The following is a 17,042-nucleotide window of genomic DNA, read 5'->3' on the forward strand; positions in this document are numbered from 1 at the left end:
CCTGCCGCGGTCGGCTGCGGCGCAGGCGCGCCTAATTCTGTGGGGGGCGGGGGCCGGGGGCTCCTCCGCCTGCGCGGTGGGGGGGCGGCCCCCGGCCCGGGGGCCCGCCCCGATCCGTCAGCCGTGCAGTGCCGCCACACTGTTGAGGGCGAGCGCCAGCACCGCGAGGGCGCAGCGCAGCAGATGCCATCGCCGCCACAGCGGGCGCGGGTCCGTCCAGTCGGCGGGCAGCCGTTCCGGGTCGGTGACGGCCTTGACCCGGCGGTTGATCGGCACGTTGCACAGGTGGGACACGGCGGAGACCCCGAGCAGCAGGACGGCCGCCGCCCCGGCGGGCACTCCCCCGCCGCCGGACACCGCCCACAGGATGTCCGCCAGCGTCGAACCGAGGACGATGGCCGGCATGGTCGGGTCCCAGTTCCGGCCCAGCAGCTGATGTGCGTAGACGTAGGTGCTGACCGGCATCGCGAACAGCGCGGGGAGCACGCTCAGCGCGACGGCGAACAGCACTCCGGCGGTGACCCCGCTGCCGAGCAGCGCCAGCACGCCCAGTGTCGTGGACATGGGCCGCCCCTCAGCGCCGGGACGGATGGGTGTCCACGGTGAGCTGGGCGATGGGCCGCATGACGGCGTCACGGAAGTACGCCGCGAAGCCCTCGGCGCTGCTGGTGTCCCGCTCCTCGGCGAGGTACGGGGCCAGCCGCTCCTCCAGCACGTGCACTCCGCGCTGGGCGGCCATGTGCCGGCCGACCGCGGCGAAGTCGCCCTCGTAGTGGATGACCCGGACCAGGACGTCGTCCTTGACGAACACACCGGTGCCGAGCAGCCGCCCGGCGAAGCTGCCGTCCTCGGCCGTGTAGTCGGGGGTGTCGACCCGCTGGAAGTCCGCGAAGATCGCGGCTATCTCGTCCTCGTGGCCGGGCTTGACCCGGTAGGTGATCGCTGCGTACGGCATCACGCGGCTCGCAGACCGAGAGCGTCGTTGATGATGCCGAGGAACAGCCGGGGCGTCTCGACGGCGATCACCTCGTCGTCGGACAGCTTGATCCCCAGCTCCCGGTCGAGGACACCGGTGACCTGGAGCAGGGCCAGGGAGTCGTAGCCCAGCTCGATGAACGGGACGTCGGTGACGTCGTCGGTGTCGAGGTCGTAGGTGTCGCTGTCGCCGGCGCACTCGCGCAGCTTCTCGATCAGCTCGGGCAGGGTGAACGTGCTCATCGGGCACCTTCCTGAGGGAGGGATGGGATCGGACGAAGCTCAGATGGCGCGCAGCAGCCGGGTGGAGCCGGGGCTCTGCGGTGCCAGGGCGAGGGCCGGGTCGGCCTCCAGCAGGGCGCTCTGCAACTCCCGCAGCTCGGGGGAGGGATCGAGTCCCAGTTCACGGCTGAGCAGGGTGCGCAGGCGCTGGTAGGTCTCCAGGGCGGTGCTGCGCCGCCCGGCCCGGTACAGGGCGATCATCAGCTGCGCCTGGAGGCCCTCGTGCAGCGGATATTGGGCGCACAGGCCCGCCAGTTCACCGAGGAGTTCGTGATGGCGGCCGAGCCGCAGATCGGCCTCGATGCGCCGGCTGAGGATGCTCAGCCGGGACTCCTCCAGGGCCCGTGCCTCGGCCTCCAGCAGCGGGCCGCACTGCACGTCGACCAGGGCGGGCCCGCGCGACAGCGCCAGCGCCTGCCGGAAGACGGCCGAGGCGGTCACACAGTCACCGGCCTCCATCGCGCAGTGCCCGCGCCGGGCGAGCAGCTCGAACTCGGCGCTGTCCACCGTGCCGCCCTGGGTGTCGAGCAGATAGCCACCGGGCTCGGTGACCAGCACGCTCTTCGAGCCCAGCGGCAGATCGGCGGGCCGCTGCCCGTTCAGCGCGGCGGAGATGCAGCCGCGCAGCTGGAGCACATACGTCTGGAGAGTGGTCTGGACACTGCGCGGCGGGTCCTCGCCCCAGACCTCCTCGATCAGCGACTCCACCGACACCAGCCGGTCCGCCCGGCAGGCCAGCAGGGCCAGCACCTTGCGCGGCTTGGCGGCCGTCGGTACGACGGACACCCCCGACTGGTCGACCCGGAGCGGGCCGAGCAGGCCGATATCCATAGCGCCTTCTCCCTTCGCGGTTCGCGGTGGTGCCGGGCTCAGTCAATGGCGGCGAGCACCTGCTGATCGGCCAGCAACTCGCCGAGAACGCGCGGAAGTTCACCGTCGCGGACGAAGAAATGGCCGCCGGCCAGGGTGCGGAAGCGGAAGGTGGAGGTGGTCCAGCGCTCCCACTGGGCGACGGCGCCCGGGGTGGCGACCCGGTCGCTCTCCCCGGCGAACGCCCAGATCGGGCACGGCAACGGGGTACGGGCTCCCTCGCGCAGCGCCTGGCCGAGGCTGAGGTCGGCACGGGTGGTGGCGAGCATCTCGCGCAGCCACGCGGGGCGGCCGAGGAGTTCCTCGGGCACCCCGCCGAAGGACGACAGCAGCGCCAGCAGCGCCTCGTCGTCCAGATGCCGGGCCCCGATCAGCGGATTGGGCAGGTCGGGCGGCATGCAGGCGCCGACCACCACACCGACGGGCGCCTGTCGCCCGGAGCCGATGCGGTGCTCGGCGAAGCGGTACGCGACCAGGGCACCCAGGCTGTGGCCGTAGAAGGCGTACGGGCCCTGTTCCAGCAGCGGGCCGAGGTGCTGGTCGAACTCGTCGAAGAGCGAGTCGACATCGGTGATCCGGGCTTCACCGAGCCGGTTCTCCCGGCCCGGCAGGCGCACCGGCACCACCGAGACCTGGGGGCCGATCCGGCCGGCCCAGCCGGCGAAGGCCATCGCACCGGCCCCGGCGTGGTGGAAGCAGAACAGCCGAAGTGGCGCCCCGTCCCGCGGTCTGGCTGCGAAATACCGGTTCACGCGGCCTCCTTCGCCCCGTCGGCACCACCGGAAGGCAGTGCCAGACGATGGTGGCCAAGGGCTCTGGAAGGTCGCTGGACATGAACTGGAGAAGCGATCGAAGGGGACTTCGCAGGACCGGGTGGGTCACACGGCCAGGCTGCCCCGGACCGGCATCACGGGGGCCACGCCCTCCAGGCCGTAGTCGTCCACCGGCTCGCCGCGCAGGATGGCCCGCTGGAGGTGCTGGAGCACGGCGGACGGCTCCAGGCCGATCTCCTCTATCAGCGTCTCGCGCAGCTGGCGGTACACGCCGAGCGCCCGGGGTGCGCGGCCGGCCCGGTACAGCGCGACGATCAGGTGCGCGTGGAGCGCCTCGTCCAGCGGGTGGTGCCCGGTCAGCGCGGACAGTTCGCCGATCACCTCGTGGTGCCTGCCGAGCCGCAGGTCGGCGCGGATCCGCCGTTCCAGCACCCCGAGCCGGGACTCCTCCAGACGGGTGGCCTCGATGCGCAGCTGGGATCCGTGCCGTACGTCGACGAGGACCGAGCCGCGCCACAGCGCCAGGGCCGCGCCGAGCAGGGCTGAGGCGTCCTCCATGTCTCCCGCGCCGAACGCGGCGTGGCCGGCGGCGGACAGCCGGTCGAACTCGTTCGCGTCGACCGCGGAGGGCGCCGCCTCCAGGACGTATCCGCCGTGCCGGGTGGCCAGCACGTGCTCGGCGCTACCGGGCAGGCCGCTGCGGGCGGCGGCGGCACGCAGCAGCCGGCGCAGCTGGAGGATGTAGGTCTGCAACGTGGTGGCGGCGCTGCGGGGCAGGTCCGCGCCCCACAGCTCCTCCATCAACTGGGCCACCGACACGACGCGGTTGGCGTTCAGCGCGAGCAACGCGAGGATCTGACGCGGCTTGGCGGCCGTCGGGACGATGGACCCTCCACGGACGGCAGCGGTCAGTGGGCCCAGCACCTGAATTTCCATTCGTGGCTCCCCCATCTCGTTCCGCGAATGCCGAACCACTGGTGCGTCCGGTCATTCGGGATCGTGGCACGGGGAGCGCGCCGGGAACAGTGAGATCTTCAGGAGTCGGACAGGAGTGTGCGCCTGCGGGAAGAGGTGAGATTTTCACGTGGCGGACGTGAACTCCGCACTGGCGCCACCCGGCCGGCCACCGGATGATGGTTGTGTCATCAACTCCGCCAGCAGCCCGTCGGACACGCGCAGGGCGTCAAGACCGTCTCCGCCCACGCCGAATCCGGCGTCGTACAGGGCGACACTGACCGTGTAGCGCCCTCCCACCTCGCAGGTGTGGAAACTCCACTCCTCGCCGGTGCCGGGCGAGCCGTCCGGGAGCAGCACCTCCCGTGCCTGACGGTCCTGCGGCCCGAAGCCGAACTCGGTGAAGCGGAACCGCATGCCCTGGCCGATCGCCTTGCTGTACGCCTCCTTCAGGGTCCACAGCCGGACGAGGGCGCGGTTGCGCGCGTCCTCGGGCAGCTTCGCCAGCTCGGCCAGCTCGTGCGGGGTGCACATCTGGGTCTCGGTGCCGAGCCCGGTCATCCGGCGGTCGCTCAGCTCGCAGTCGACCCCGATCCAGCCCCGCCGGGTGAGCCCGACCACGATCAGGTCGGCGGTGTGCGTCAGGCTGATGTCCAGCTGTTCATGACCGCGCAGATACGGCCGTCCGCCCAGCTTGTAGGCGAGTTCCAGCGCCTGTGCGGGCTCGCCCAGCACCGCCGAGGCGGTGTGCTTGAGCATCAGCCGGGAGGCCACGAACCGGGCTCTCACCGTGGGGTGCCGCATGCGCCGGAAGCGGGCGTGGTCGTGCCCGAGCCGCTCGGCCAGGCCGGGGTCGCCGAGGTCGGCCGGCAGCCAGTCGTCCAGCCGGGCGTGCACCAGCGCGCTGCCGTGCCGGGACACCGCCTCGCGCACCTCCTCCCAGGGGCCGTCCGGTCCGCGTACCTGGATCGGACGGGCGAACACGCGCCGGGTACGCGGGTTGACCACCGGGTCCAGTGAGGAGACCATTCAGACCGCCCCCACCGCGGCCAGCCTCCGGGTGAGGAGCCTGAGGATCGAGCCGACGGTGCGCAGCTCGGGCAGGATCTCCGGCATCGACAGCTCGCCCAGTTCGGGGAACCGCTGCTCCAGCCGTCCCTTGAGTTCCAGCAGCATCACGGAGTCGAAGTCGAGGTCGTCCACCAGCTGGAGCTCCTCGTCCAGTTCGCCGTCGCACGCCGCGGGCACGTCGCCGTCGAGCAGCTCCGGTGTCATCCCGCTGACGCCGAGCAGGGCGAGGCGCAGCCTCGGTACGACCGTGCCGTCGGTGGTCGCCTGGGCCGTCATGACGCGGCCCGCCCGCCGCGGCCTCGCCCGGCCGCCCGGTCCGTCAGGTACGCGGCCAGGCCGCCCACCGTCTCCGGCGCGTAGATCTCGTCGGGCTCCAGCTCCAGCCCGAAGACCTCGTCCAGCTCGCCGATCAGGCCGAGCAGCCGCACGGAGTCCAGGCAGAAGTCGAGCAGCGGCCGGCCGGGGTCGTCCGCGCGGACACCGGGCGGCGCCCCCGCCTGGAGCCGTGCCCCCAGCCATGCGTGCGGTTCGTGCTCGGTACCGTCCAGCGCGGTGAGCACCAGGCACTCCCGGTGCCGCGTCCCTCGGGTCATCGGTCCTCCCTTTCCTCTCGTCCCTCTCGCTCTGCTCCCGAGGCGCCCGGGGCGCCGGCCAGGGGTGTGTCGTAGAGGTCGTAGCTGCGGTGCTCGCGGTACCTCGCCAGGACCTCGGCGAGCAGCGGCTCCTCGTGGTCGGGCGTGGACTTCGGCAGGGTGGTGCCGAGGCGTCGCAGCACCCGGGCGAGCGCCGTCTCCAGCCACTCCGGGCGCGCCAGGAAACCGCTGCCCGCCGACCGCTGGTGGCGCCACACGCCCAGGCAGGCGGCACCGGCCAGGATCAGCGCGTAGCGCTCGGCCAGGGCGTGGGCGCGTGGATCGCCGAGCGCGGAGCGGCCGTCCCGGTCGAGTGCCGCGCAGCCGTCACGGAGCAGGGCGAGCTCCCCCGCGAGCAGCCGGACGAGTTCGGCGGGCCGGTCGTCCTCGGGGCCCGGGGCGTCGGCGGCGAGCGCCAGCGAGGCGGCCAGCGGGTCGCCCCCGGCCGCCGGGCTGAGCCGCCCGAGATCCAGTGGGGGCAGCCCGCCGGCCTCCAGCCCGAACAGGCCGTCCACGGGCGCCGCGGTGGCCGCGGACCACGCGGTGCGGGCCAGCCGGGGCAGTTGGGGAATCACCGTGGCCCGGCAGGCCGCCGAACCGGCCGCGCCGAGGCCGATCATCGGCAGGTCGCGTACGTTCTTGCGGAAGGCGGCGTACGCGCCGTCCCGGGCGTGGAAGTCGGAGCCCAGCAGGGTCGACAGCTCGTAGGAGGTGTCGGTGAGCAGCTGGGGCAGCAGGTACTTGGCGGCCGCCGCGTACAACCCGGCGTCCTCCGGCACCAGATGGACGGCGCGGGTCGCCACCAGGGCCAGGCAGTCGCACAGCAGCAGGTCGACGAAGGCTCCGGCCAGGGTGCTCCGGGCGTGCGAGAGGCGCTGCGGGCCGGTGGCGTCGTCGGGCCCGTCGTCCACCACGCCGTGGTCCACGGCACAGGCGACCGCTGTGCGCAGAGCGGTGTCCGCGCAGCCGAGGGCCGCGGAGGCGCCGACGCTCCGGGTGACGGGGAAGATCCGCAGGGCGAGTTCCAGTCCGCGTCCCGGCTCGCCGACCAGTGCGTCGCCCGGCACCAGGCACTCGCCGAACTCGACGCCGGCCACCTTGCAGCCGCGGATGCCCCGGGTCCGGTGCCGGGGAAGCGCGGTGACGCCGCCCGCGGGCAGCGTGTCCCGTTCCACCAGGAGCGCCGAGTGGCTGAGCCGGCCGGTGCCGGTGCGGGCGAACAGGACCAGGGCGGCGGCCCTCTCGACGTTGTTGAGCGCCTCCTTGCGTCCGCTGAGCCGGAAGCCGCCCGGGCCGTCGGCGGCCGCGGTCAGCTCGTTGGACAGGAAGCTGCTGCCGGCCGCCAACTCCGGGTAGGCGGAGACCAGCCGGCCACCGGCGAGCAACAGACGGGCCACGGTCCGCCGCTGCTCCGGGCTGCCGACCGCCCACACCACCACGGCGGCGAGGAAGCTGGTGATGCCGTAGCCGAGGCCGAGGGCGGCGTCGCGCCGGAAGACCACCCGGGTCACCCGGGCGAGGGTGTCCAGTTCGGTCAGCCGGCCGCCGAGGTCACGGGGTACCAGCTCGCCGTTCAGACCGAATTGTTCGAGCAGCCGCTCGGCCGCCGCCAGGGGCTCCTCGCGGGCGTCGGCGTCGTGGAACGCCAGGGTGCCGACCGGGTTGCCTGCGTCGGCGGGGTCCCCGAATCCGCGCTCCAGCTCGGCGATCCGCCGCCGCACCTCCCACTCCTGCTCGCCCACGGCTGCCCTCTCACCTTCGGGTCCGGTCCGGCGGGCCGCCCGCCGTCGCACGGACGAAGTCCACGGCGTGCAGCGGCTTGATCCGGCCGCTGAGGAACAGCTGACGCATCGCGGTGCGCCGCAGCTTGCCGCTGGTGGTGCGCCGTACGGTGCCCGGCCGCACCAGCAGGACGTGCTGCACGGCGATGCCGAACTCCTCGGCCACGCAGCTGCGCACGGTGTCGGCCAGCGCGGGCACGTCCTCACCCCCGCCGCGCGCGCTGGTCCGCACCTCCTGGACCACGACGACCTGGTCCTGCTCCTCCCCCACCGCGAAGGCGGCCCCCGATCCGAACAGCACGCTGAGCTTCTGCACCTGCTGCTCGATGTCCTGGGGGTAGAGGTTGCGCCCGGCGACGACCAGCACCTCCTTGAGCCGGCCCGCGACGAACAGCTCGCCGTCGTCCAGGAAGCCCATGTCGCCGGTGCGCAGATAGCCGCCCTCCTCCGGACCGGCCCCGGCCGGAACGGCCCCGAACACCTCGGCGCTCTCCAGGGGACGGTTCCAGTACCCGCCGGCCACGCTGCTCCCGCGCAGCCAGATCTCGCCGACCTCACCCGCGGGCAGCGGGCGCAGCGTCTCCGGGTCGACGATCAGCGCCTCCACCTCGTCGATCACCGGGCCGACGGGCACGAAGGTGCGGGACGGCCGTCCCGGCGCGGCCGGCTCGATCCGGCCCGCGCCCAGCGCGGCGGCGTCCACCGTGCGCCGGGGCGGCCGAGGGCTGGGGCCGCCGACCGCCACCAGCAGGGTGGCCTCGGCCAGGCCGTACCCGGGGCGCAGCGCCTGTGGCCGCAGCCCGGCCGGGGCGAACCGCGCGGCGAAAGCATCCAGGGTGTCGGCCCGGACCGGCTCCGCGCCGCTGACGGCCACCTCCCAGCGCGACAGGTCGAGTTCGGCGGCCTGCTGCTCCGTGACCCGCTCGACGCACAGCCGGTAGGCGAAGTCGGGCGCGCCGGAGACCGTGACGCCGTACCGGTCGATCATCCGCAGCCAGCGCAAGGGTCGCAGGGCGAAGGCGCGCGGCGGCATCAGCACGGTCGAGGCACCGAGGAACAGGGGGTGCAGCAGCTGTCCGATCAGACCCATGTCGTGGTGGAACGGCAGCCAGCCGCCGAACCGGGACTCCTCGCCGGTGCCGAGGGCGCGCTGGATGGCCGCCTGGTCGGCGAGCAGCTGGGCATGGCTGACCACCACCCCCTTGGGCTGGCTGACCGAGCCGGAGGTGTACTGGAGCAACACCGGCTGGTCGGGCCGGACGGCGGGGCGTTCCCAGGCGTCGGGGTCGCCCAGGAGCGCGCGGTCGGTCGCCAGACAGGGGATGTGCGCGTGACCGGCCGCCGCGAGCAGCTGGGAGACGGCCGGCGCGTGCTGGGTGTCGGTGAGCACGAGCGCGGCGGCGGCGTCCTTGAGGATGCCGACCAGTCGCTCGGCCGACTGCCGGGTGCCGGTCGGCGCGGGTGCGGGGACCGGTATCGCACCGGCGTACAGGCAGCCCAGGAAGGCGGGCAGGAAACCGCCGTTGTCGCCGTGGCAGAGCACCACCGGCCGCCCGGCCGGCCGGTGGTCCTGGAGCCGGGAGGCGATCCCCTTCGCCGTGCGGTCCAGCAGGCCGTAGGTGACCATGACGTCGTCGCCGTCCCCGGTGAGGCGGTACGCCTCGCGGTCCGCCAGCTCGGCGCCCCGGCGAAGCAGCAGGTCGGTGAAATCAGCAGCTCTGGCCACCACAACTCCTCCACGTCGGGTCTGCCTGCACCAGTCGAGCGTGTGTGCCCTCGCTCAAGCCCGGCTCGAAGTCCGGGGGACCGCATCCGCCCTGGTCACCAACCCTTCAGCCAGGACAGCACGCGTACTCGGCGCAGTTGCCGCGACAGCCCCAGTTCGGCCTCGCTGAGCGGGCGGTCGTCGACGACCTTCTCGGGGTGGGCCGCCCCGGGCGGACGGCGCAGCCCCGGCCCGCTCGGCGGGCTCACCAGCTGGGCCATGACCGGGGCGGGCGGCATGAAGCCGTACATCGCCCCCAGGGTCGCGAGCTGCCGCAGCAGGCCGGCCAGGGCACGCTCGGTGGCAGGCGACATGGTTCCTCCTCCTTGTACGTGGCTGGTGGGGACCCGGTCGGGTCCGCAACAGGCTCGCACCAGGCGCTCAAGTCGCACTCAGGCCGCGCGCTGCCGGCTCAGCCTCAGGCCGCGCGCTGCCAGCTCAGCGGAGACCGGTACGCCGCCGGGCGCGGGATCGGCAGGCGCACGGGTGCGCACGGCCGGCGGTCCGCGGCGAGACGGGCGGCCAGTACGGCGGTGAGCGCGGCGAGTTCCTCGGCGGTGGGCGTGCCGCGTTCGATGCGCAGGTCGAACATGGTCGGATCTCCCCTCACATGGGCTGGTTGCCGTGCTTGCGGCTGGGCAGCTCCGCGTGCTTGGCGCGGAGCATGGCGAGTGCGGCGGCCAGCACGGCACGGGTCTCGGCGGGGTCGATGACATCGTCCACGAGACCGCGCTCGGCCCCGTAGTACGGGTGCATCAGCTCGCTCCGGTACTCCTTGATCCGCTGGGCCCGCATCGCCTCCGGGTCCTTCGCCGCGGCGATCTCCCGCCGGAAGATCACGTTCGCGGCGCCCTCGGCCCCCATGACGGCGATCTCGTTGGTCGGCCAGGCGTACGCCAGGTCCGCGCCGATCGAGCGCGAGTCCATCACGATGTAGGCGCCCCCGTAGGCCTTGCGCAGGATCACCGAGACGCGCGGGACGGTCGCGGCGCAGTAGGCGTACAGCAGCTTGGCGCCGTGCCGGATGATGCCGCCGTGCTCCTGGTCGACGCCCGGCAGGAAGCCCGGCACGTCCAGCAGCGTCACCAGCGGGATGTTGAAGGCGTCGCAGGTCTGGACGAACCGCGCCGCCTTGTCCGAGGCGTCGATGTCCAGCACGCCCGCCAGCGACTGCGGCTGGTTGGCGACCAGGCCGGTCACCTGGCCGTCGATCCGGGCGAGGGCGCAGATGACGTTGGTCGCCCAGTGCTCGCCGACCTCCAGGTACTCCCCGTCGTCGACGATCTCCTCGATCACCTGGCGCATGTCGTACGGGCGGTTGCCGTCGGCGGGCACCAGGTCCAGCAACGCGTCGTTGCGGCGCTCGACGGGGTCGCCGGACGGCAGCACCGGGGGCGCCTCCCGGTTGTTCTGCGGCAGCAGCGACAGCAGATAGCGCACCTCTTCGATGCAGGACTGCTCGGTGTCGTGGACGAAGTGCGACACCCCCGAGACCGAGGAGTGGACGTCGGCGCCGCCGAGCCCGTTGTGGGAGATCGTCTCGCCGGTCACCGCCTGGACGACGTCCGGACCGGTGATGAACATCTGCGAGGTCTCACGCACCATGAACACGAAGTCGGTCAGCGCCGGCGAGTACGCCGCGCCGCCCGCGCACGGGCCGAGCATCACGGAGATCTGCGGGATCACCCCGGAGGCACGGGTGTTGCGCTGGAAGATGCCGCCGTACCCGGCGAGGGCGGTGACCCCCTCCTGAATGCGGGCGCCGGCGCCGTCGTTCAGCGAGACCAGCGGCGCGCCGGCCGCGATGGCCATGTCCATGATCTTGTGGATCTTCTGCGCGTGGGCCTCGCCGAGCGCGCCGCCGAAGATCCGGAAGTCGTGCGCGTACACGAACACCGTCCGCCCGTGCACCGTGCCCCAGCCGCCGATCACACCGTCGGTGTACGGCCGCTTCGCCTCCATGCCGAAGCCCTGCGCACGGTGCCGGCGCAGCGGCTCGACCTCGTGGAAGGAACCCTCGTCCAGCAGCAGACCGATCCGCTCGCGCGCGGTCAGCTTGCCCTTGGCGTGTTGCGCCTCGGTGGCCTTGTCATCGGGGCCCCGCAGGACCCGCTCCCGGATCTCGTGCAGCTCGGCGACCCGTTCCCGTGCGGTCATGGCATCCTCCTCCGCGCGACGGCTGCGGTCACGCTGGGAGAGGCACCTCGGAACAGGCTGGAGACCGGGTCGACAGGGCGGTAGTGCGGGGCTCCTGACCCCGCTGTGACTTTTTCACGGTGCGGCCGTGAGAGCGGCACTGGTCAAGGATCGCTCGGATTTCGTTTACTCCTTGCCTGAACACAGCTCCAGCGCCCATCGACTCGCGGCCGGATCCGGCCCGATCAACGGAGGAAGAGCATGTCCCTCGACAAGGACTGGCGTTTTGCCGAGCTGATCGTCCGCGCCTGGAACGACCCGGGCCTCCGCCTCCGGTACGAACAGAACCCCGACCAGGTGCTGGCCGAGGCCGGCCTCCGGCCGCTGCCCGGGGAGAGCGCGCCCACGCTGCCGCTGGCCGAGGAACTCGACGTGGTCGTGGACCGCTTCGAACTGCTGCCCACCGACGCCCCGGCAGCAGGTTTCTGCCTGAGCATCTGCGACATCCAGACCGGCACCGTCCGCAGCGGCGCGGAGGCCCTGACGATATGACCGGACGCAGGGGGAACGAGCGGGCACCGCTGATCGGTTTCAAGCGCCACCTGCGGCTGGAGGTGATCTCGGGGGACGCCGTCTACCTGATGTCGGAACACGGGGTCACCGCGGTCCGCGGCCCCCACCTCGCGGCCCTCGCACCGCTGCTGGACGGCACGCGCGACCTCGCCGGCCTGCTGGAGGCCGCGGCGCCCGACGTTCCCCCTGCGCAGGTCGCGCAGATCGTGGGGCAGCTGACCCGCTGCGGTCTGCTCGGCCACCGCCCGCCCCGGGAGAGCGGCGCCGAGGACCTTGCGGCCCGCGCCTACTGGGACCTCGCCGGCACCGAGGCGCCGGACGGCACCGGGACGGTGAGCATCGTCACCGTCGGCGACCTGGACGACGCCGGGCTGGCCGCCGCGTGCCGGCGCACCGGCATCACCGTCGCCGAGCCCGGCGCTCCCGCCACCCTCGACCTGGTCGTCTGCGCCGACTACCTCGACCCGCGGCTGGCCGCCGTGGACGCGGCCCACCGCGCCGACGGCCGCCCCTGGCTGCTCGCCAAGCCGTGCGGCACCACTGTGTGGGTGGGCCCGGTGTTCCGGCCCGGCACGGAGGCCGGCGCCTGCTGGCACTGCCTGGCCCACCGGCTCCGTGCGCACCGGTGCGCCGAGGCTCCGGTCCGGGTGGCGCGCGGCGGGGCCGCGGTGGACGTACCGCACGCCGGACTTCCGGCCACCCTCGCGCTCGGCGCCCAGATCGCCGCCCTGGAGTGCGTCAAGTGGCTGGCGGAACACCGCGGCGCGGAGCACGACCGCGTGGTCACCCTCGACACGCTGACCCTGACCAGCCGGACGCACCCGCTCACCCGGCGCCCGCAGTGCCCCGACTGCGGGGACCCCTACCTGATGGCCCGCCAGGCGGCCCGGCCGGTCGTCCTGACCGGCCGCCACCCCACGGTGCGCACCTTCGCCGGCCACCGCGCCCTGTCCGCGCAGGCGATGCTGGACCGGTACGGCCACCTGGTCGACCCGGTGACCGGCGTCGTGAAGGAGATCCGCCGCGACCGGCGCGGCCCCGAGCTGCTCAACGTCTACCGGGCGGGACACAACCTCGCCCTGACGCCCCGCCATATGGCGGAGCTGAACTCCTCGCTGCGTCAGGAGAGTTCGGGCAAGGGAAGGACGGCACTGGACGCCCAGGTCAGCGCGCTGTGCGAGGCGTTGGAGCGGGTCAGCGGCCGGTGGCAGGGCGACGAGTTCGTCGTACGGGGCTCGCTCCGCACGCTCGGACCGGACGCCGTGCACCCGGGCGACTGCCAGCTCTGGCACGCGCGCCAGTTCACCGAGCGCGCCTGGTGGAACGCCGGAGGCCACCCGTTCCACCAGGTGGCCGAGGCGTTCGACCCGGACGCGGAGCTGGACTGGTCGCCGGTCTGGTCGCTCACCCGGGAACGACACGTCCTGTTCCCGGCCGCCCTGCTCTACTACGACGTCCCCGACCCGGTCGGCCGGCGGATGGTCCGCGCCGACTCCAACGGCTGCGCGGCCGGCAGCTCGCTGGAGGACGCGGCGCTGCACGGGCTGCTGGAGCTCGTCGAACGCGACGCCGTCGCCCTGTGGTGGTACAACCGCACCCGCCAGCCGGGCGTCGACCTGACCGCGTTCAACGACCGCTGGACCGCCGAGGTGCTCCGGACGCACCGCGAGCTCGACCGTGACATCTGGGCGCTGGACCTCACCTCGGATCTCGGCGTGCCGGTGTTCGCCGCGCTGTCCCGGCGCACCGACCGCGCCGCACGGGGCGGCCCCGAGGACATCGTCTTCGGCTTCGGCGCCCACCCGGACCCGGCGATCGCCCTCTCCCGGGCGGTCACCGAACTGAACCAGATGCTCCCGCCGGTCCTCGACTCCCGCCCGGACGGCACCGGGTACGCCTGCACCGACCCGGTCGCCCTGCGCTGGTGGCGCACCGCCGCCCGGGACGCGATGCCCTACCTCGCACCCGACCCCCGCCTGCCCGCTCGCACCCCGCTCGACTACGGATGGAGCGGCGCCGGAGGCGTGCTCGAGGAGTTCCGGAACCTGCGCCGAACCCTCGAAAGCAAGGGGATGGAGGTGTGCATACTGGATCAGACCCGCCCCGACCTGGGCCTGCCCGTGGTGCGGACCCTGGTCCCCGGCCTGCGGCACTTCTGGCCCCGGTTCGCCCCCGGAAGGCTCTACGACGTCCCGGTGTCCCTCGGCAGAGTGCCCGAGCCGACGCCGTACGAGGGGCTGAACCCGATACCCCTGTTTGTCTGAACCATGCCGAGCCGCGCAACGCCAAGCCCCGAGCAGGAGCGATCGTGCCACCCGTGCACCCCCCGGGCAGTTCAGCGCCCACCCCCCCGATCGAACTGTGGTCACTGCGCGAGGAGACCCTGCTGGAGGAACTCCCGCAGGGTGTCGCCCTGGTGCTGCACTCCCGGTGGGGCGACCTGCGCATCCCGCGCCCCGGAGCGGTGCTCACCGAGACGCTGCGCCGCATGCTGCTCGGCCCCGTCCAGCTCGACAACGTGCCGGGCCTCGACGAACTCGCCACCCGGCTCCGCCTGCTCAACGCGTTGCGGCAGCTGACCGGGCTCGTCGTACGCTCCGTCGGCGCGCCGGACGGCGAGCGGCCCCTGCTGTCCGTGGTGCCGACGGCCACCGGCGCCCGGCTCGAACCGGTGCCGGTGCCGGCCGGGCGCATGATGCGGCTGTCGCGGTTCGCAAGCTTGCGTTCCAGCGGGCACGACATGGTGCTGGAGTCGCCGCTGTCGCAGTTCCGCGCCGTCTTCGCACGGCCCGAGGCGGGATGGCTGATCAGCTCGCTGAGCCGGCCCGTCACCCTCGAACGCGCTGCCGAACGGCTGCCGTTGGCCGCCCCGGTCGTCGAGGCGGTCGTCTCCCATCTCGTCGCCACCGGCATGGTGGAGATCGCGCAACAGCCGACGGCGCCCCACGACGCCGCCTTCCCCGAGGACCAGGACCCCGCGCTGCTCCCGTGGTCCGCCGACGACCTGCGCTTCCACTGGAGCAGCCGCCCCGGCGGCCGCGACGGCGACTTCGGCGCCACCTACCCGCTGCGGGGCCGCCAGGAAGAACCGCCCCTGCTCAAGCAGCCACCGGCCGGACCCCGGATCAAGCTGCCCGGGCCGGGCCCCGGCGTCCCCGACTGGGACACCTCCCTGACCGACATCCTGGAGCGGCGGCGCTCGGTGCGCGACCACGGCCCCAGGGATCTCACCCTCAGCCAGGTCGGCGAGATCCTCTTCCGCTCCCTGCGCGTCCGGGAGCCCGCCGGTCCCGGCGCCCCGCACGAGCCGCCGAGCCGCCCGTACCCGAGCGGCGGCGCGGCGTACGAGCTGGAGTGCTACCTGACCGTCGGCCGGTGCGCCGGCCTGGAACCCGGCGTCTACTACCACGACCCCCTCGACCACGCGCTGGTCCGGCTGCCCACCCCCGAGCATCTGGCCGGCACACTCCTCGACGAGGCACAGGTCGGCGCGGGCATGAGTGCCCGGCCCGCACTGCTGCTCACCCTGACGGCCAGGTTCGCCCGGGTCTCCTGGAAGTACAGCGGGCTCGCGTACGCGCTGACGCTGAAGCACGTCGGCGTGGTGCAGCAGACGCTGTATCTGCTGGCCACCGGCATGGGCCTGGCACCCTGCGCGCTGGGCACCGGCACCACCCAACTGTCGGCCGAAGCGTTCGGGCTGGACTGGCGGGAGGAGTCGGCGGTCGGTGAGTTCATCCTCGGAACTCTCCCGGAGGAACGCGAAACATCCGCAGGGGAGTGACCAATAACCGTCATACCACGCATAGTTGGGTCAACGTCAAGTACAACTGTGCCATCGGCCGTTGCCCCGATCCGGTGTGACCAGAGGGAGAGCCATGACAGACCGGTACATGGAAAGCCCAGTCAGACAGGAGCCGGGAGTCCGGGTCCTCGGCATCGAGGCCCCGGCGCCACGGTTCGCAGTGGTCGTGGTCTGGACGGTCATCACGGCGTTCCTGACGATGCAGATCGTCGACATCCTCGAAGAGGCGCTCACCGCGGTCACCGTCGTGTGCAGCGTCACCGTGCTGCCCGCGATCCTCGGCCTCCAGCTGGTCCACACCCTCCCCCGGTTCCGCCGGGTGCGCGCGAGATACGGACGGTGGACGCTGCTCGCACAGGCGCTGCTCACCGTCGTGCCCGCCCTTTTACTCGGCTGGCCGTGGGGCGGGATGGGCGGCTTCACCGGCGCGTCCATGCTGATCCTGCTGCCCCGACGGGTGGCGGTCCCGGCGTTCGGCGCGCTGATCGTGGCCATCGGCGTGGGCACGGCGGGCAGCGGCCAGGGCACGGTCGTCAGCGTGCTGTACATGATGATGTCGACGCTGGTCACCGGCATCATCGTGTACAGCCTCACCCTGCTGTCCGACCTCACGCTGGCCGTGCGCGAGGCGCAGGAGGACGTCACCCGGGTCGCCGTCATCAGGGAGCGGCTGCGGTTCGCCCGGGACCTGCACGACCTGCTGGGCTTCACCCTGTCGGCGATCACCTTGAAGAGCGAGCTGGCCCACACCCTGGTCAACCGCTCGCCCGAGCGGGCCAGGACGGAGCTGGAAAGCATCGTCGAGCTGTCCCGTCAGGCCCTGCGGGACGTCCGCGAGGTGGCCCGGAGCTACCGTTCGATGTCGCTCCTGACGGAGCTGTCCTCGGCCCGCTCCGTGCTGTCGGCGGCCGGCATAGACGCCCATCTACGGGTGGACTGCGGCCGCTTGTCGGGGAGCGCCGACACCGTTCTGGCGACGGTGCTGCGCGAGGGCGTCACCAACGTCATCCGGCACAGCAAGGCGTCCCGCTGCACCATCGAGGCGGTCGCCCAGGGAGGCCTGATCAGCCTGCACCTGGCGAACGACGGCGTACCGCCACGGCTGCGCGAGCTCGGCCGGCGCCGCCCGGAGCTGCTCACCCGGGGCAACGGCGGCCTGTCCAACCTCGCCCTGCGGCTCTCCGAGGTCGGGGGCACCTTCTCCGCCGAGGTGCGCGAGGACGGCTGGTTCCACGTGGAGGCCTCGGCCGCGGCGGACGCCCACGAGACACCGGAGCCGGAGCCGGACGCGGACGCCTCCGGCGACGAGAGCCTGGTGGGCTGAGCGCAGGGTCCTCCGGGACCGTGTCCGGTCAGGGGACATGGTCCGGTCGAGCGGCGCCGGGGCGACAGCCGCCCCGCCGCCGCTGACCCCGCCGCACAAGC

The 17,042-nt window shown here is 73.1% G+C and carries 18 protein-coding genes; 4 read left to right on the forward strand and 14 right to left on the reverse strand.

Annotated features, from left to right (window positions below; all coding sequences use genetic code 11):
- Positions 1 to 117: 117 nt before the first annotated feature.
- The 14 genes from ACFVIU_RS31810 to ACFVIU_RS31875 all read right to left on the reverse strand — a co-directional run bounded on the left by ACFVIU_RS31810 (position 118) and on the right by ACFVIU_RS31875 (position 11,260).
- Entirely contained in the window at positions 118 to 564 is a 447-nt protein-coding gene (locus tag ACFVIU_RS31810) for a DUF1772 domain-containing protein (protein WP_385846768.1), read from the reverse strand.
- A gap of 10 nt (positions 565 to 574) precedes the next feature.
- Positions 575 to 955, reverse strand: coding sequence for a SchA/CurD-like domain-containing protein (locus ACFVIU_RS31815; RefSeq protein ID WP_385846770.1), 381 nt, complete (start codon positions 953 to 955; stop codon positions 575 to 577).
- Positions 955 to 1,218: an acyl carrier protein gene (locus ACFVIU_RS31820; RefSeq protein ID WP_385846771.1), complete on the reverse strand. Its 264-nt coding sequence runs from the start codon at positions 1,216 to 1,218 to the stop codon at positions 955 to 957. The genes ACFVIU_RS31815 and ACFVIU_RS31820 overlap by 1 nt, the downstream gene beginning before the upstream one ends.
- Before the next feature lie 39 nt (positions 1,219 to 1,257).
- On the reverse strand, positions 1,258 to 2,088 hold the full coding sequence (locus tag ACFVIU_RS31825) for a BTAD domain-containing putative transcriptional regulator (RefSeq protein WP_385846773.1): 831 nt from the start codon (positions 2,086 to 2,088) through the stop codon (positions 1,258 to 1,260).
- Between the two features lie 38 nt (positions 2,089 to 2,126).
- Positions 2,127 to 2,879 carry a thioesterase II family protein gene (locus ACFVIU_RS31830; protein WP_385846774.1) on the reverse strand — a complete coding sequence of 251 codons (753 nt, stop codon included), beginning with the start codon at positions 2,877 to 2,879 and terminating at the stop codon, positions 2,127 to 2,129.
- A gap of 126 nt (positions 2,880 to 3,005) precedes the next feature.
- Entirely contained in the window at positions 3,006 to 3,836 is an 831-nt protein-coding gene (locus ACFVIU_RS31835) for a BTAD domain-containing putative transcriptional regulator (protein WP_385846776.1), read from the reverse strand.
- A gap of 144 nt (positions 3,837 to 3,980) precedes the next feature.
- Entirely contained in the window at positions 3,981 to 4,883 is a 903-nt protein-coding gene (locus tag ACFVIU_RS31840) for a 4'-phosphopantetheinyl transferase family protein (protein WP_385846778.1), read from the reverse strand.
- Positions 4,884 to 5,201 (reverse strand): acyl carrier protein, encoded by a 318-nt coding sequence (locus ACFVIU_RS31845; protein ID WP_385846779.1) that lies wholly within the window; start codon positions 5,199 to 5,201, stop codon positions 4,884 to 4,886. It lies immediately after the preceding gene.
- On the reverse strand, positions 5,198 to 5,518 hold the full coding sequence (locus ACFVIU_RS31850) for an acyl carrier protein (RefSeq protein WP_385846781.1): 321 nt from the start codon (positions 5,516 to 5,518) through the stop codon (positions 5,198 to 5,200). The genes ACFVIU_RS31845 and ACFVIU_RS31850 overlap by 4 nt, the downstream gene beginning before the upstream one ends.
- Positions 5,515 to 7,299: an acyl-CoA dehydrogenase gene (locus ACFVIU_RS31855; protein ID WP_385846782.1), complete on the reverse strand. Its 1,785-nt coding sequence runs from the start codon at positions 7,297 to 7,299 to the stop codon at positions 5,515 to 5,517. The genes ACFVIU_RS31850 and ACFVIU_RS31855 overlap by 4 nt, the downstream gene beginning before the upstream one ends.
- A 10-nt stretch (positions 7,300 to 7,309) precedes the next feature.
- Positions 7,310 to 9,064 carry a fatty acyl-AMP ligase gene (locus ACFVIU_RS31860; protein WP_385846784.1) on the reverse strand — a complete coding sequence of 585 codons (1,755 nt, stop codon included), beginning with the start codon at positions 9,062 to 9,064 and terminating at the stop codon, positions 7,310 to 7,312.
- A 95-nt stretch (positions 9,065 to 9,159) separates the two neighbouring features.
- The gene (locus ACFVIU_RS31865; RefSeq protein ID WP_385846785.1) at positions 9,160 to 9,417 is read right to left on the reverse strand and encodes a DUF6059 family protein; all 258 of its coding nucleotides are present in this window, start codon (positions 9,415 to 9,417) and stop codon (positions 9,160 to 9,162) included.
- A gap of 104 nt (positions 9,418 to 9,521) precedes the next feature.
- Entirely contained in the window at positions 9,522 to 9,695 is a 174-nt protein-coding gene (locus tag ACFVIU_RS31870; RefSeq protein WP_385846787.1) for an acyl-CoA carboxylase epsilon subunit, read from the reverse strand.
- A gap of 14 nt (positions 9,696 to 9,709) precedes the next feature.
- On the reverse strand, positions 9,710 to 11,260 hold the full coding sequence (locus ACFVIU_RS31875; protein WP_385846788.1) for an acyl-CoA carboxylase subunit beta: 1,551 nt from the start codon (positions 11,258 to 11,260) through the stop codon (positions 9,710 to 9,712).
- Between the two features lie 240 nt (positions 11,261 to 11,500).
- Between ACFVIU_RS31875 and ACFVIU_RS31880 the strand changes: the two genes are divergently transcribed.
- The 4 genes from ACFVIU_RS31880 (at position 11,501) to ACFVIU_RS31895 (ending at position 16,941) form a co-directional block, all read left to right on the forward strand.
- Positions 11,501 to 11,791: a hypothetical protein gene (locus tag ACFVIU_RS31880; RefSeq protein ID WP_385846790.1), complete on the forward strand. Its 291-nt coding sequence runs from the start codon at positions 11,501 to 11,503 to the stop codon at positions 11,789 to 11,791.
- The gene (locus tag ACFVIU_RS31885; protein WP_385846791.1) at positions 11,788 to 14,076 is read left to right on the forward strand and encodes a TOMM precursor leader peptide-binding protein; all 2,289 of its coding nucleotides are present in this window, start codon (positions 11,788 to 11,790) and stop codon (positions 14,074 to 14,076) included. Before ACFVIU_RS31880 ends, ACFVIU_RS31885 begins: the two co-directional genes overlap by 4 nt.
- A gap of 44 nt (positions 14,077 to 14,120) precedes the next feature.
- On the forward strand, positions 14,121 to 15,596 hold the full coding sequence (locus tag ACFVIU_RS31890) for a SagB family peptide dehydrogenase (protein WP_385846793.1): 1,476 nt from the start codon (positions 14,121 to 14,123) through the stop codon (positions 15,594 to 15,596).
- 109 nt (positions 15,597 to 15,705) lie between these two features.
- Entirely contained in the window at positions 15,706 to 16,941 is a 1,236-nt protein-coding gene (locus ACFVIU_RS31895; RefSeq protein WP_385846795.1) for a sensor histidine kinase, read from the forward strand.
- The last annotated feature ends 101 nt before the right edge of the window (positions 16,942 to 17,042 follow it).

The organism is Streptomyces sp. NPDC127190 (assembly GCF_042672505.1).
Classification (GTDB): Bacteria; Actinomycetota; Actinomycetes; order Streptomycetales; family Streptomycetaceae; genus Streptomyces.

Excerpts from the sequence above, each read along its gene's own strand:
- ACFVIU_RS31885 (WP_385846791.1), top strand. The coding sequence starts at position 11,788 with ATGACCGGACGCAGGGGGAACGAGCGGGCACCGCTGATCGGTTTCAAG.
- ACFVIU_RS31825 (WP_385846773.1), bottom strand. The coding sequence starts at position 2,088 with ATGGATATCGGCCTGCTCGGCCCGCTCCGGGTCGACCAGTCGGGGGTG.
- ACFVIU_RS31840 (WP_385846778.1), bottom strand. The coding sequence starts at position 4,883 with ATGGTCTCCTCACTGGACCCGGTGGTCAACCCGCGTACCCGGCGCGTG.
- ACFVIU_RS31880 (WP_385846790.1), top strand. The coding sequence starts at position 11,501 with ATGTCCCTCGACAAGGACTGGCGTTTTGCCGAGCTGATCGTCCGCGCC.
- ACFVIU_RS31895 (WP_385846795.1), top strand. The coding sequence starts at position 15,706 with ATGGAAAGCCCAGTCAGACAGGAGCCGGGAGTCCGGGTCCTCGGCATC.
- ACFVIU_RS31815 (WP_385846770.1), bottom strand. The coding sequence starts at position 955 with ATGCCGTACGCAGCGATCACCTACCGGGTCAAGCCCGGCCACGAGGAC.
- ACFVIU_RS31810 (WP_385846768.1), bottom strand. The coding sequence starts at position 564 with ATGTCCACGACACTGGGCGTGCTGGCGCTGCTCGGCAGCGGGGTCACC.
- ACFVIU_RS31870 (WP_385846787.1), bottom strand. The coding sequence starts at position 9,695 with ATGTTCGACCTGCGCATCGAACGCGGCACGCCCACCGCCGAGGAACTC.
- ACFVIU_RS31835 (WP_385846776.1), bottom strand. The coding sequence starts at position 3,836 with ATGGAAATTCAGGTGCTGGGCCCACTGACCGCTGCCGTCCGTGGAGGG.
- ACFVIU_RS31875 (WP_385846788.1), bottom strand. The coding sequence starts at position 11,260 with ATGACCGCACGGGAACGGGTCGCCGAGCTGCACGAGATCCGGGAGCGG.
- ACFVIU_RS31865 (WP_385846785.1), bottom strand. The coding sequence starts at position 9,417 with ATGTCGCCTGCCACCGAGCGTGCCCTGGCCGGCCTGCTGCGGCAGCTC.
- ACFVIU_RS31820 (WP_385846771.1), bottom strand. The coding sequence starts at position 1,218 with ATGAGCACGTTCACCCTGCCCGAGCTGATCGAGAAGCTGCGCGAGTGC.
- ACFVIU_RS31850 (WP_385846781.1), bottom strand. The coding sequence starts at position 5,518 with ATGACCCGAGGGACGCGGCACCGGGAGTGCCTGGTGCTCACCGCGCTG.
- ACFVIU_RS31845 (WP_385846779.1), bottom strand. The coding sequence starts at position 5,201 with ATGACGGCCCAGGCGACCACCGACGGCACGGTCGTACCGAGGCTGCGC.